Source organism: Streptomyces sp. NPDC104367, assembly GCF_055583825.1.
This window is the reverse complement of sequence record NZ_JBVJND010000027.1, coordinates 96785-113225: the sequence shown is the minus strand read 5'-3', so window position 1 is coordinate 113225 and position 16441 is coordinate 96785. Positions and strand designations below refer to the sequence as shown.

The following is a 16441-nucleotide window of genomic DNA, read 5'->3' as shown; positions in this document are numbered from 1 at the left end:
GGTGGGCCCGGACGGCTCGCTGCTCCCCGGGCCCGGTGCGGAGGTGTCGACGGCTCCGGAGTCGGACCTCGTCACCGCGCTGCGGGGGGACACTGAGTTCCTGGTGAGCGCCCTGGGACGGCACCAGGTACGCAGCGACCTCTCGCTCAGCTTCTGGACGATCGCACGGGCGTCGGATCCGCAGGCGTGGAACCCGTATGCCAAGGTCGGCTTCGCGATCGCGCACGGCGCCGAGATGGTGCGGGAGGGACTGCGGGGCGAAGCGCTCGGAGCCGTGGTGCGGGACGAGGTGGGACGCTCCGTGGCCCGGGGGGTGGAGGATCTCCAGGTCCTGAACGACGTTCTGACGCTGGCGGACGCGGCTCGCCGACTCGGTGTGACGCCGATGACCTTCGCCCGCTACCTCACGAACAGCAACAGGTTGACGTACGATGCCGTGCTTCTCGCCGGGGCCGAGGCGGCGGTGCTTCGGGCGGCGGTCGCGGCGGGCACTCTGTCCGGGGTGCCGGTGCGGCCCGGCAGCGACGGTCGCAGCAGTGCCAGGCTGGGCACGGACGCCGACTACCTGGTGCGGATGCTGGGCGAGGCCGATCTCCCGGAACTGCTGGACGTGAGCGCCAAGCTGGTGGTCGACCTGGCCACGGGTGTCACCCGGCAGCCGCATCTCCGGTCCGGACTCAAGCTCTACTGGGGTGCGCAGAAGGTGCAGGAGGGGCTGCGGGGCGACGCGCTCGCGCAGGAGGTCGCCGAGCAGGTCCGCGGGATCGTGGCCCGGCTGCGCAGCGATCTGTGGTCCCTGCGACAGCTCATGTCCGATGAGGACATCGCCCGCAGGACCGGGGTGGACAGGACGAGCGTCTACCACTACCTGAACGGCCAGATGCCCACTCTGGACACCGCGCTCCGCATTGAGAGGCTGCGCCGGGAGGTGGCCCCCGCACCAGCCGGTGATCTCGAGCAGACCATGATCGAGGAACTTCTGGACGGGTATGTCCCGCTGAACGGTTTGCCGGACGGTGACGATCCGATGGGCGAGCCGGACGACGAGACGGAGCAGCTGGGGTGGGGCTGGATCCCTACCCTGGAGCGGCTGTCCCAGAGCGCCGTCGTGCTGCAGCAGGAGGAAGGCTTCGAGCGCTCGCGCCTCGGGCGTCAGGTCGGGCTCGTTCCGCTGGCCGCCCTGAGCGAGGGCGATGACGTGAACCCGTCGTTCGCGCTCACCTTCCGGGTGCTGTGGGCCGCTCAAGGAGTCGAGGAGGGATTGTCGGGCGCTGATCTGAGCGCCCATGTGGAGGACATGCTCGGCACCTCCCACGCCCGGCTGATCGGGGATCTGACATTTCTCCGGGACTGGATCGGGCCCGAAGACCTGTCGGAACTGGTAGCTGTCGACGAGTCGGGCCTCGCGGACCTTCTCGTGGACGGGCACCGCCTTCCGTACGAGACCGTCGTGCGCGTCGTCGAGAGGGCCGAGGCCGTACGCGAGAACATCGACGCGGAGGCCGGACTCCTCGACACGGACATGCTGGACATGGGGGAGCCGGCCGCCGACGAACTCGGCGTCCTCCTGCCCGATCTCGATTCCGGCACCGCTGCCGTGACCACGGTCACCGTCGACACGGACGGTGGTGACGGCGTAGGCGACCTGGACGTGTATCTGGACGTTGATGGCGATGTCGATGTCGACATGGACGCGTACACGGACACCGGCATCGGCACCGCCGAGAGCGGTGAGACCGGTGTGCCTGCCGGCGCGGCCCTGCGGGCTTCCGGCGGTGGCGCGGGCACTGCCGCCGTTGTCGCCGCCGGGTCCGAGGGGCACGCCGTACCGGCTCCGTCTGCCGTGGCTCCGGGAGGGGACGCGCCGTTCGACGTCCGGGACCTGCCGGACGTGGCCTCGCTGGCGCGGGACGCGGCACGCCTTGAGGCGGTCCTGACCCTGCAGGGGGTGGAGCAGATCCTCGGTGTCACCGAGGCCGAACTGCGCTCTTTCTCGCCCATCCGGCCGGACATCGCCTTCCAGGCCGCCTTCCGGGTCCATTGGGCCGCCCGGCGGGTGGACGAGGGCCTGGACCCCCTGGAGCTGCGGCGGTGGACGTACGCCCAGGTCGCCCGGACCCGTGCCCAGGTGCTGAACCGGTTGCTCGGTCTCAGGGGTTCCAGGCCCGCCGCGGTGGTGGCGAAGTGGCTCGGCGTGACGGGCGTCACGGTCATGAACTACGTCAACAAGCACAACGACCCGCCGTTCCACAAGGCTCTGCAGATCCTGTCCGGGGCGGCGCCGACGGGCGTCCGGCCCGTGCCCCGGGGCGCCCGGCCCGTGTCCCGAAGCAGGCGGGCCGTGCCCGACGCCGGCGGTCCGGAGCCGATGGAGCTGACCGGCACCGAACTCGACGGCCTCCTCGTCGGGGCGTCGCCCCTCCCGGAGTTCGGCCCGGCGGAGGGCACGGACCCCGCCCCGCGGTGGAGCTCCATGACGGTGCCGGAAGGCCCGGGGGAGGGCCCGGCCAGCATCCCTCGCCATAACACCACGAACACCACGAACACCACCGGGACAGCAGAGGTAGCGGACGCCACCGAGGTGGCGGAGACCACGGAGCCTGCCGAGACCGCCGGGCCGGGTCCGTTCTGGTGGGGCCGGACCCTGCGGGTGCTCCCGGGCTGGCCCGGTACCGACGCCCCGGCGCAGGCCGACGCTGAGGTGCGGCCCTCGTCCGTCCCCAGGGCGGATCTGCCCAGTTTCCTGGTAGTGGCCAAAGCGCAGCGGTACCGGGTACGGCGGTACGCGCTGCCGTCCGGCGGCTTCGGCACCAGGGTCACTGTACGCATCCACCTGGCCCCCGTGAACCTCGGCCGGACGCTGCCGGGCGACAGGCTGAGGGACCTGGCCGACCGGGCCCAGACCGCGGTCGACCGGCTTTACAACCGCGGTTCGCGGTTGCCCAACGGGGATCTGCTCCGGGTCGACCTGGAGTTCGTCGCCGAGCCCGGCACCGCCCACCATGTCGTAGAGGTGCACACCGGGCCCCTGCGGGAGAACTATCTGAACTGGGCGCTCGACACGTCTTCCGTGGTGCTCGCTCATGAGACCGGTCACCTCCTGGGGCTGCCCGACGAGTACCGCGAGGGAGCCTCCCCCTATGTCCGTCCGATTCATCTGGACGGGGCCCTGATGGATGGTCCGACCGTGGTGGACACCGAGGGCAGACCACAGATCGACATGGACCACGCGCGTGGCACGATCAGCGGCCGCAACTGGATCCCGCCGCGTCACCTGCGGCAGATCGGCGCAGCCGTCGAGGAGGCGTACGGCCGGCCGGCGCTGCGGGCGGACGACTCGCTGGTGACGGTGGAGGGGCCCCCGCGCGCGGACGGACTGCCTTTCAGGGCCCGGATCACCCTGGAGACCCGCCAGGAGATGCTGTACGGCACTGAGGGCAAGGGCGGTTCGCTGCCGCCGTCGGGACTGTCGGAGCGGGTCCGGCCGGTGGAGACCCCTGGCCCCCGCAAACAGAACGGGACCTTCCGGGCGGTGTACCCGGGAGAAGGGGAACAGGAAAGGCCCGCGTCCGAGGTCCTGCTGTCCTCGGTTGCGGGCGAACTGCGGACCGGCCGGACGCGGCTCCCGATGCCGGGGCTGATGATGTTCCCGGAGCACTGGACCGAGGACGACGCGGTCTACGCCGCCGAACAGGCGTACCTCCAGGCGCTGCGCGGCGAGGACGGCGCCTTTGTCACGGCGGTCCCGGGCGGCCACCGCTGGGTCGGCGAGTACGGCGGGGTACGGGTCGAGGGGGAGACCCGGGGCGGCCGGGTCACCTCTTTCCGGCCTTCCGACGCTCAGCCCGACGCTGCCGTCCCCGCCTATCTGCCGGACCCGCCACAGCCCGCCCGGAAGGACGGTCCCGGCTTCGGCCGGCTGGTCGAGGACGTCACCCGCTACGGCGACCGGCGCACCCGTACCGGCGCGTATCTGGAGCCGCATCCGGGCCAGGAGGGTTTCCACGGGCTGCGGGTCGTCCGCGGCAAGGCACATCCCAACGGCACCTATCCGGCCTCGGTCTGGTTCTTCGACCCGGACGTCCGGCTCCGGGACCCCCACGGCGTCTTCCCGCTCGGCTGGCGGACGCATGTGGACGGGACGGACCATGTCATGTTCCCCCTGGGCTGGACCGGCCAGGAACTCGCGGACACGGTCCGGCGCGCCTACGCGAACGCGGTCGAGGCCGGTTCCTACACCGACTCGGCGGACGGCCGGACCCGCCGCTGGGTCGGGGAGCGGAACAGCATCCGGATGGAGGGTCTCGTCCGTGACGGGCAGCATGTCGCCCATCGCCCCACGCCGGGCCAGCCCCAGCGCCGCTGGCCGCAGACGCCGTCGGTCGCGGTCACCGAGATGCGGACGGCCACGCAGGCGCAGGACGCCGCTTTCGACCACCGGTGGGAACTGTTCGACCACGGACAGGTCGGTGTCACCCTGTGGGTACGGCTGTACACCGCGGACACCGAGGCGGGCCGGGAACTGACGAACCAGCTTCCCGGCGTGGCGTCCACGGTGACCGCCATGGCGGGCCGGGCCGACGGCGCTCCCCCGGTGCGGCTGCTGGTGGAGTTCACCGACGACGCCGAGCGGGCCCACCGGGTGGTCGACCCCGGCCCGGTGCCCCTGACCCGGCAGGAACTGCGCGCCCGGTCGGCGGAGTTCACCGGGATCGCCACCGACCGGGCGGGGCTCGCGGCGCTCACCCGGCGCCTCGCCCCGGTACGGCGGGAGGACTGGACCGCGACGAGCGCCGCGCGCCGGGCGGCCGTCGACCGGGCGCACGCTCTCGCCCACCCCCTGGAGCAGCCCACCACCCTGCGCGAGCCCGACCCGGCGTCAGCCACGCCCCGGGCCCTGTGGAACGAGCCGCTGGTCCTCGGCCCCGCCTTCGCGGACGGCCTGGAGACAGCCACCGGCGCCGGGAACCCGGTCACCGCGACGGGCGCCTACCACCTGCCCGCCGCGGACCCCGACGCGACGGCCCGGTACGGCCTGCGGGTCATGCGGGGAGAACGGTTCGACAACGGCACCTACACGGCCGCCGTCTGGTTCCTCGGCCCGGACCCGGCGCCCGACCCCGCCCCGGACGCGGGCGATGACGCCCCGGCCCCCTCGCCGGTCTCCTGGAACCCCCACGCGGACCAGGGCGAGCACACCATGTACCCCGCCCACTGGCTGTCCTCCTGGGTGGCGGAGGCCGTGATGCACGCCCACGAGGCCGCGCTCGCGACGGACACGGTCGAGCGGACCGGGGCCGACGGCTACCGCTGGGTCGGCGAGGCCGCCGGGGTCAGGATCGTCGGCGAGGTCCGGGACGGACGCCAGATCGCCCACCGCCCCACCCCGGTGCAGCCCTACCGGAGCTGGCCCGCCCAGGCGCCGGTCGCGGCCGGACCCCCGCACGAGGAGAGGATCACCCGGGGCAGGACGGCGGTCGTGCGCTTCACCCGGCGGGTGGTCCTCTTCGACCAGGGGCAGCTGGGCGTCGAGATCGTCCGGAGAATCCATGTGACCGGGCTGACCGGCGCCGACGCCGACCGCTTCGCCGGGACACTCCTGGCCGAGACGGAACGGGCGTACGGTTCCCCGCGCAGGGCGGACGGCGAACCGCTGGTGCGGCTTCGCGTGGAACTCGTCCAGGACCCCGCGACCGCCCACCAAGTGATCGCCGCTCCCGCGTCGGGCGCTCTCGACCCGGAGCGCCTCGACCGGCAGCTGGCGGAGTTCGCGGGATTCCGCGCCGAACCTGAGGCACTGAACCGGCTCCTGGCGAACCACCGCCGCCTGATCCCCGACGACGACGCCTGGCAGCCGGAGCCCGGCGCGGCCCCGGACGCCGTCGGCGCGGCCCTCCAGCTGGCCGATCCGCTGGCACGGGACGTCCCGCTGCGGCTCTCCCTCCCCGGCGCCGACCGTGAGCTGGAGAGCCCCGCCGAGCTGAGCCTCCACCCGGCGTTCCGGCGCATCCGTGCGGTCCCGCGCGCCTTCCCCCGGCAGTGGACCCGGGTGCTCCTCGACGCCGGGGCCTTCCGGATCGCCCGCTCCCCCCAGTACAGCGAGCCGGACCCGGACGACCCACTGACGGTCACCCACTTCGGCCACCTGTTCGGCACCCCGCTGGGCGTCACGGTGCGGGACCACCGGATCACCGGCATCATCCTCGCGACCCGCCTCCCGGACGGCACGCTCACCCGCCTCTCGGCAGAACCCCCGCCACCGCCCCCGCCGCCGTACCCGGGGAATGTGCTGCCTCCGCCTCCGGCGTATCCGGGTGATCCGGTGGGTGATGTGCTGCCGCCTCCGCCGCCTCCCGCGTACCCCGGCGATGTGCTGCCTCCGCCCTACCCGGGTGGTGCGGGTGACCCCGCGTTGCTGCCTCCACCCCCGTACCCGGGTGGCCCCGGGCCGGGTGACATCCCGTTGCCGCCACCGCCGGTTCCCGGTGATGTCCAGCTCCGTCGGGCGGCCATGACGCTGTCCGACGGCGAGGACCTGTCCGGAAACGGGGACACGGACGCGGACAGCGGGGACGGAGGCGCGGACAGCGGCGACGGCGGTACCACCCCGCCCGCCGCCGTGGCCCCGGCCGGTTCCTGGTGGGGTGACGGCCTCGCCGCGCTCGATCCGACGGGGTTCCCCGGCGGGGTGGAGACGGCGCGCGCCGAGGTGCTGCCGCTCGCGGGGCAGGCCCTGCGGCCGGGATCTTTCCTGTACGCGCTGCGGATCAGGCGGTTCGAGGCCCGGCGGTATGCGCTGCCGGGCGGGGACACCGGGACCCGTGCCGTGGTTCGGGTTCTCTTCGACATCCAGCGCGCCGAGGACGGGTCGGAGGTCACGCCCGAGCAGGTGCGTGAGCTGGCCGAGCGGGCCCGTGCCGGGGTGGAGACCCACTTCAACACGTCCTCCCGGCTGCCTGACGGGAGCCTGCTGCGGGTCGACCTGGACTTCGTACGAGATTCCGGGGACGCCCATCACACGGTCGCCGTGGAGGCGGACGCCGACCGTTTTGACCATGACCGGTGGACCGTCCGCACCCCGGCCAACGTGATGGCGCACGAGGTCGGGCATCTGCTCGGCCTTGAGGACGAGTACCGGGAGGGCCCGGACAACGGCAGGATCGTCTACGACGACCAGGCGCTCATGGGCGGGCCCGTGCAACTGGACGGGCGCGGACGTCAGTTGGTCGACTTCGCGGACTCCGCCGCCGGGCTCGGCGCCGCCGCAGGACGCGACTGGGTCCCGCCGCGCCACCTCAGGCAGATCGGCGCCGCCGCCGGGACCGCGCTCGGTTCACCACGTGCGACGCGCCCGGAGCCGGCCGGCACCGCCACCCCCGGCGGCTCCCGTGTCGACGGGCTTCCGGAGCGGGCCCGTTTCTCCCTGGACGTGCGGGGCCGGGTGCTCCACGGACAGCGGGGCACCGGGGTCGGCGCCCTGCTCGCCCCGTCCACCGGCGTCCAGCGGGCGCGGCCGGTCGCGGTGCCGGGCGGCAGGAACGCCAACGGCACCTACCGGGCCCGCTACGAGGGGTCGGCGCCGCTCCCCGGCAGCGCGTCGGTGCGTACCCTGCGGGACGCAGGTGACATCAGCGTGGCCGCTGACCGTGCTGCCAGGGACGACCGGGAGCAGATGATGTTCCCCGCGCACTGGACCGAGGACGACGCCGTGTACGCCGCCGAGCAGGCCTGGCTGCACGCGCTGCGCACCGGCGGGGTCGTCCCGGTCGACAGCGGGCGCGGCGCCTACGACTGGGCCGGCGAGTACGCCGGGGTGCGGATCGAGGGGCGGCTGAGCGGGGGAGTGTTCCGCTCCTTCCGGCCCGCCGACAGCCAGCCGGTGCCCACCGCCCCCGCACCGGGGCCCGATCCCGGCCACGTGCCCCCGGCCCCCGCGGCCGCGAGCCCTTCCTCCGCGGACCCCGACAGCCCCGACAACCCCGAGGGCCCGGCGGACCGGGAAGCTGTGGCGGACCCGGCGGACCCGGCGGACCCGGCGGACCCGGCGGACCCGGCGGACCCGGCGGGTCCGGAGGCCGACGCCGGGTTCCCCCATCCCCTCTTCGGCCGCCGGGCCGAGGACCTCGCCCGGTTCGGCGACCGGCGGACCCGGACCGGGGTCCACCAGTGGGCCGACGCGGTGGTCCTGCGCGACCACGGGCTGTGGACGGGCCCGCCGGCCGCGCCGCACTCCAATGGCACCTTCCGCGCCGAGGTGTACCTCCTGGAGCCCGGCGTGAAGGTCACCGACCCCCTGGCCGCGCTCCCCTCCCGGCTGGTGCGGCACCGCGACGGCGGGCGGCACACCTTGTTCCCCAGCCAGTGGCAGCCCCACCACGTCCTCGATGCCGTCGAGTACGCCCACGCGTACGCTGTCGCCACCGGGTCGGTACGGCCGCACGGAGACGGCCGGGTCTACCACTGGGTGGGGCAGGGGCCGTACGGTGTCTGGGTCGAAGGGCTGGTCCAGGACGGTCCGGCCTCCCTCGGGCCGGACGGGCTGCCCCCGGCGCCGGGAACGGCGGGCACCCACCTCGTCTACCGGCCCACCGCCGACCAGCCCTGGCCTGACTGGCCCACCGAGCCGCCGGTCGCCGTCACCGACGACATGGCCGTACCGGGGACGGGCGCGGACGGCTGGTGGCAGCACAGCCCGTTCTCCCACCGGGTCGAGCTGTTCGCCGACGGGCGGCGCGGCCTCCACTTCACCGCCCGCGTCGCCGTCTCCGCCGACGAGGCCCTGTCCCCGGAGGAACGGGACGCCCTCTGGGCGCGGCTGACGGAGCTGGCGGCCGAGGCCTACGGCCCGATAGGCCGGATTCCGGGCGCTCCCCTCGTGAAGCTGTCCCTGGAACCCGACCCGGAGGAGCGGGACTCCCCCCTGTACATGCCCCTGTGGCCGGGGATGTTCGCGGACGACGACGCGCGGACGCAGAGTCTCGAAGGACTGGCCCTCGCCCTGGGCGTGACCCCGGACACCGAACACTTCCTGCCCCTCGCCCTCACCTGGGCCGCCGCCCCCGGCATCGAGGCCGACGTCGATGCCAAGGTCGACATCGACATTGACGCTGCCGCAACCACCGCAGTCCCCGCCGACGGCTGGCTGACCGACGGTTCGCCGAAGGCCCTGGCGGCCCTCGCCGACGCGCTCGCGCTGCCGACCGACGAGGAGATGCGGCTCACCGTGCCCGACCCCGCGGACCGGGGCGCCCCGGCGGGGGAGGGACGACGCCTGACGGAGGTCTTCCGGCGGCATGTCGACGAGGTGTGGGCCGAGGGCGCGCCGCGCACCGTCTACCCCGAGGGCGCCTTCCCCGCCGCCTGGACCGGGGACGACCTCCGGTTCGCCGCCTACCAGGCGATGACCCGGGAGCGCGGCGCCGGTGGTGACGTCTCCGGTCCCCGCACCCTGCGCCACACCCTCGCGGGCCACACGCTGGACGTGGTGCTGGAGAACGGCAAGGTGGCCGACCTCCATCCCGTCCCCCGGTCCGCCCCCGTCGGGTCCACCCCGTCCGCCCCTGCGGGCGAGCGGTCCGCCGTCACCACAGGCGCGGCAGCCGCCCCCGCCCCCACCCTCGCTCCCGACGGCGGCTGGGGCCCCGGCCTCACGAGCGTCGAGGAGGCGCTCCGTCTGCACCGTCCGCCCCGCCTGGACGCCTCCCTGCCCCCGCCATCGCCCGCCTCCGCCCGGGTCCGTTTCACCGACGGCACGGTGCTGCCGGAGCACCTGACCGGCTTCCTTGACGGCTCCTCGGGCGGCCTGCCGTCCGGCAGCCCCGACGGCACCGGTCACGGGCACGACGTCGTCCGGCTGCCCGGCGCCGACCTGGCCGTGGACCGGGCCGCCGCCTGGCTCGGCGACCGCTACGGCGACGGCGACCCCGCGACCGTTCCCGGACTCGCGGCGGCCCTGGACGACCTGCGGGCGGCGCTCGCCGACACCCCGCGCGACTTCCACGGCGACGGTTACGAGACCGCCTCCTTCGGCCCCGCGGGCGCCCCCCTGGTCCTGCGGGTGACCACCCGCCCGTACGGCGGCTGGGAGCGGTTCACGGACCTGCCGGGCACCCCGGTGAAGACCGACACCGCCCACCGGGGCGACGTCGGCACCACCCGGGGCGGCACGGCAAGCACCGGCGTCCGGCTCACGGTCGGAGTCAACCTGGCCGCGCCCGGCACCCTCAGCGGCATCGCGGGCGGCACTCTCAGCGGCGGGGTGACCCGGGCGCACCGGGCCGACCTCGCCGACCAGACGACCGGCCAGGTCGAGTCGCGTTTCTCGGAGCCCTCCCACCCTCATCTGGCCGACGTCCACTACGCGTTCACGGTGACCGGACCCGGCGCGCCTTTGGATGGCCGCGCGGTGCTCGGCCTCGCGGTCCGTAACGGCCTGCTGGTCCGGCTCCCCGACAGCCTCACGGCCGACCCCGCGTCCCGCCCGGCGCGTGCGGCGGACCCGGCCGGCCGGGCCCCGCAGCGGATGCTGATGGACGCGGGCGCCGACTACCGCCTCGTGCACACCGAGGGCTACGGCCCGCTCCGTCATGTCCGTGACGCCCTCGCCGAGGAGTTGGGCGTCGCGCCCGGGGACCCCGCCCACCGGCGGCTCACCGAGTTCTTCGGCACCGGCGCGTTCGAGCGGTCGGCGGACGCCCTGGCCCGTGGCGGTGTCAGTACCGGAGTGCTGACCGACGCCGCCGGGGCGGTGCTCGGGGCGTTCGCCGTGGACGGGATCGTCCCCGGTGAGGCCGTACGGATCTCCGACAGCCAGGCCGTCGAGCTGCGGTCCGCCGTGCAGCACACCGCGGGCAACGAGTGGACGGTGTCCCGGGCCGTCACCCGGGGCGCGAGCGTCTCCGTCGGACCCGCCGCGTCCCTGGGCACCGTGGGCAGCGCCGTCCTCGGGCTCTCGGCGGGCGCCGACCGGGGACTGACGTACGGCATCGGGCTCGGCGGGTCGGGCGGCCTCAAGAGCGTCGGCCGGGCCAAGGGCGTGCCCACGGCGCTCTACCTGGTCCGCAAGACCGTCCTGGTCCGCAGGACCGGCTGGACCGAGGCGCGCCGGTTCGACACCTGGAGCCTGGACCGGATGACCGTCGGCGAGGCCCGCCGCCTGGCCGGGTGGGACGACGGCACCGCCCTGCGCGCCGCGAACCCCCCGCACCCGCCCGCGTATCTCGCCGACGACCGGCCCGCCCTGCTGGGCATGAGCCGCACGGAGGCCTTCACCCACGACGACGGCCACGATGGTGGCGGCGCCGCGGACCGGGGGCTGCCCGCCGGGTTCACCGACGGTGTGCTGCGGGCCGCCGCCGAACGGCACCCCGGGCTGCTGGCGCCCTTCGCGGAACTGGGCGACGCCGCCGCGGCCCGCCGGAGCGGGATCCACGACCACGCGATGGCGCTCCGCAACACCCTGCGGGTCATGGAGGCCCTCTCGTACCACGCCCTCGCCGCCGACCTCGCGGTCCTCACCACGACCGGGATCAGCGTGCCGCTGGAGGCGCCGTCCGGCCCGTTCCACCACACCCGGGTGACGCTGCGGATCCACGGCACGCTCACTGGGCGGCGTTACGAGGGCACCGACAACGACCTGATGCTCCGCAGCAGCAACCCGGGCGCCGAACGCGCCGAGTCCAGCCTCGCCACGACCCGTTCCGGCACGGTGGGGCTCGGCATGTCCCTGCGCGGCGACGGGCCCAACCCCACCCACGCCATCCTGGGACCGTCCGCCGGATGGGGCGGCGGCCGGGAGACGTTCTTCGGGGGCACGGCCTCGGCCGAGCAGCTCGCCGCCAGCCCCGGCCCCTCCCACCTGCACAGCTACCGGATCGCCCTGACCGCGGTCCTGCACCGCTTCAGCCGGGCCCGCACCGGGCTGCGGCTGGCCTCCCTGGGCGTGCTGGGCAGCGGTCCCGAGCACACCACCGACCTGGTCGGGGGCGCGGCGGGCGCGCCGCTCGTGGGCCGGGTGCTGTTGGCGGTGCCCGACGCGCACACCCCGGCCGAGGCACCCGGACAGCCGTCCCCCACCCCGGGGGAGGCGTACGCGCTGACCCGCGAGCAGGCGGCGGCGGTCCTGGCGGACGAACCCGCACCGGACTCCGCCGCCCCCGACGGCGACAGCCGCCCCGGTGACGCCACCGACGCCGGGGCCGGGACCGCCGATGCCGCCGGGCGGGCGTCCGGTGTCTTCGGCGAGGAGTTCGTGCAGACGATCGCCGTGGCCGCGCCCGACCGGCTGGCGCGGGCCGCCGAGGACGTCCTCGCCCAGCTCAGCGGCGCGTCCTGGCATTTCACCCGCACCGGAGCCCTGCCCCACGAGGCCCTGACCCGGTTCTTCCAGGCGCACTCCCTGACCTCCGGCATCGACCGGACGACCGGGTTCGGCGGGCGGCTCGACCTCTTCGCCGCGGGAGTGCTCCGCCACCGGGTCGCCGAGGTCGGGCACCGGCTGCGGCTCACCCACCCCCAGGTGATCGCCCCGGCCGCCCCCATGGGCAGCGAGTCCGCCTACGGCCTGGCCCGGCGCTTCGGCGGCTCGTCGGCCGACGGCACGGCCCAGGCCGTCGGCCTCAACTTCGGCGCCCGCGACTTCGCCTCCTGGGGCGTGACCGACGTGGTCACCCTGGCCGGGATCCAGCTCGGCGCCTCCCGCTCGCGCACCGGCGCCACGGCGGTCACCCGCACCGTCACCACGGACACCAACCTCGATGACAGCAGCCCCAAACTCGTCGTCAGCACCGACGCCGTGCACGACATCGCGGGCCGGGTGACCCCCGCGGGGCCGTTCGGCGGGATCGCCGCGCTGTTCGCCACCGGCGCCCCGGAAGGCTTCCGGATCACCGTCCCGGCCGGTCACCTCGCCCACCTCCCGCTGAAGGCGGCGCACCGGCTCGGCCTCCTCGACGACGGACTCGGCGAGGTACCGCGCTACGACGCGCAGACCTGGCGGCGCGCCGACTGGTCACAGCGGCTGCCCTTCGGGTCGTACGCCGTCAACTCCCTGGACGCCGGTGCCGTACTGGCGGCCTTCGACCTGCGACTGCGGGCCGCCGGGGTGGACGCGGACGACCGGCGGCACCTGCGCGCCCTGGTCACCCCGCGCGCCCTGCGCGCCCTGCTGGACCAGCTGACCGACCCCGCGGGCACGACCGCGCGGGCCCGCCTCGGCGGTTCCTTCGCCGAGGCCCGGCTGCGCAGCCGGGCCGGGGTTCTCCGACTGCGCCTCGAACCCGCCGAGCGGGAGTTCCACGGCATCGACCACGACGCGGCGATCGAGGACAGCCGGATCGCCTCCACCACCGAGGCCGACACCACCTCCCGGACCACGGGGCGCTCCGCGGGCCCGGCGGTGACCCACGCGCTCGCCACGGGCGCGGGCGACCTGACCGCAGTACGCACCCCGTACTCGGGGACGGGGACCCGCTCGCGCACCGACTCCGCCACCCGCACCCGCTCGGTCACCGTGCGCCGCACCTTCATCCCTCGCGAGTCGTACGCCGTGACCCGCACCCGCTACACGCTGGCGCTCGGTCTCGAACAGGCCGACGGCACCGAACTCGCCTCCCTGCGCGGCGACGTGGGCACCCTGCGCGAGCTGCTCCCGCTCAGCCTGGCCGTCCCGGACACTGCCCCGGCCCTTCCCGCGGCGGCCGTCCCGGACACTGCCCCGGCCCTTTCCGCAGCGGCCGTCCCGCCCGTGGCGTCGGTGACCCTGTGGGCGCCGGGAGCGGCCACGCGGGCGGCCATCGACGCCTGGCGCTCGGTGCCGCTGCCCGACGGGACGACCGGGCCGCTGCGGACACCGGCGGCCGGCTTCCACCCACGCCGGATCGAGGGCCTGGGCACCCTGCGCGACGCCGCCGCCCTCGCCCTGGCCACCGCCCGCGGTACGGCGGTCGCACCCGGGTCAGGCGGGCCCGGGTCCGCGCTGACCGGGGACGCGCTGGCCGCCGCGGTGGCCGTCGCCCGCCGGACCGGGCTCGCGGTGCCGGGCACCGGGTCGGCCCTGGCCCTGGACAACGCCCTCGGCGACGCCGCCCTGTCCGCCTTCCTCGCCGACAGCGGCGGCCCCGACGGCTACCGGGTGCCTGCGCTGACCGGCGAGGACGGCACCACCCACGGCGACTACCGCCTCTACGCCCGGCCCGACCTCGGCCGCGCCGAACTCCTCGCCGTCTTCGCCGACTCCGCGATGGAGACCGCCGAACGCGTCACCGGCTCCCGGTCCGTCTCGACGGGCCAGGTCTCCGGGATCGACGGCGCCCTCGGCGGCCAGCCGGTTCTGGACGCCGCCCCCGTCGGCACCGCCGCGGTGAGCGCCGCCGCCGCGGGACCCGGCGCGGTCCGGGGCGAGCGGACCGCCGGTTCCGGCGGCGACGGCTTCCAGACCACCGTGAAGACCACCGGGCGCGCCTTCGTCTTCGCGCTGCCCACCGACTGGCTGGGGGTCGCCGACGTCGAGCGGCGCACCGTCTTCGGCCGGATCGCCGCCACCCGCGCCGTCGAGACCTCCGCCCGCCTCCTCGCCGTGATCGACGAACGGACCGCCCGCGCCTGGGGCCTGCTCGACGACACCACCTTCCCGCGGCGGGTCGCGGACGCCTGGGACGCGGTCGTCGCGGCCGACAAGGCCTGGGCTGCCGCCGACACGGCGTACTGGTCCCGCCGCCGCGCCCTGGGCGAGACCGCCCCGCCCGCCGGATCGGCCGCCGTCGGCCGCCAGGACACGGAGCTGTCGGCGCTGCTCACGGCGGCCGAGGACGCCGCCGCCGAACTGCACCGGGTGCGGGCGGCGGCCGACCGGCTCACCCACTGGCACCGCCTGCCCGCCGAACTGGCCCCCGACGGAGAACCGGAGACCCGCCGAGGCCTGCCCGAACCCCCGCCCGTGACCCACCAGGCCGCCGCCACCGGTACCCCCGCCGCCACCCCCGTGCCGCGTTTCACCCGGCTCGCCGGCACCACCGACGTACTGGAGTCCCCCGAGGGCCTGCCGTACGCCCTCTACGACGTGCCCGTCGACGGGGACGGCTTCCTGCACGCGCTGACCGAGGGGCTGCACCGGGCGGCCCCCGCCGCCCTGGCCGACCGGGTGGACATGACGGACCGGGCGGCCACCGTCACGGGGCTGCGCGGCCTGCTCGCCTCCGCGCTGGCCGACCCCGCCAACGCCGACCTGCTCGACTTCACCTCGCCCGACACCGGGGACTCCTTCGACGCCTCCGAACTCCGTTCCGGGGGCGTCGACTTCGCCGAGGGCACCGCCGAGCGCCGGGAGTTCGACGACTCCGGCCGGATGCCGCTGCACGCCCGCCTCACCGCCGCCCAGCGCGCCGCGCTCGCCGCCGCCCAGCTCACCCGGCCCGGGGGCGTGTCCGGTGACGCGGGCGGGGACCACGGCGCGGCGGACCTCCTTCCCGCCCTCGCCGCCCGGACCTTCGGTGTCCGCGTCACGGTGATCCACGAGAACGGCACCTACGACGAGTACGCCCCGGCGGCGACGGGCGACGGGACGGCCGGGTCCGGCCGGGTGGTCGTGCGGCTGGCGGACCGGCGTTTCCAGGCGGCCCTTCCCCTCGGCACGGTGCTGCCCCAGCCTCGCCTTCCCGTCCCGGCCCCCGGGAACCCGGCCGACCCGGCGGAGCCTCCGGCACCTGTGACATCCGCTGAGCCGCTCCGGCCCGCGTACCCGGCCGCCCCCTGGGCGGACAACCCCTCCGGCTGGCGTCCCGTGGTGACCGGGGCCGGGACCGAGCTGGCCGCCCCGGACGGAACCCGGTACACGCTGGTGCCCCCGGGTGCCGACGGGAACGGCTTCGGCCCCGCCCTGGTCGCGGGGGTGCCCGGCCTGAGCGAGGAGCGCCGGGCCCGGGTCCTCGACGCCACGGCGTCGATCCGCCCCGCCGACCGGGACCATGAGCGGGAGACCGCCCTCAAGGCGGCGGAGATCATCGGCACGCCGGTCACGGTCGTCGGCGAGGACGGCACGGCCACCTCCCACACCCCGGCCGCCGGACCCGGGGAGGACGGCGGCCCCGTCCTGTACCGGAGGGGCCGCGAGTACCTCTTGGCCCGCCCCACCGCCAACGCCGCCCCGGCCGTCGCCGTCGGGCGGACGGAGCGGGAAGCTGCCGGATCGCTGTCCGCGGTCGAGTTGTCGGCCGTCATCGTGCGGCAGGAGGACGTCCGGGGACGGACGTACCGTTCCCCGGCCGCCGACGCGACCTGGGAGCTCGTCCCGGACCACGGGATCGCACTTGGAGAACTCGGCATGAGCGAAGAGGAGTTGCTGGCACTGGTGACGGAACGGCCCGACCTCCTTCCCGAAGGGCTGCGGGACAGGCCGCGTCGGCCGATCCACTCCGATCCACCGGCGGCGGGTGAACTTTCCTGA

The 16441-nt window shown here is 75.5% G+C and carries 1 protein-coding gene (only partly in view); it reads left to right on the top strand.

Annotated features, from left to right (window positions below; genetic code table 11):
- Window positions 1–16441 carry the 3' portion of an EndoU domain-containing protein gene (locus ACZ619_RS33205; RefSeq protein WP_469606868.1) on the top strand. The gene continues 12560 nt to the left of window position 1, outside the view, so only the last 16441 of its 29001 coding nucleotides appear in the window; its start codon lies off the left edge, out of view; the stop codon is at window positions 16439–16441.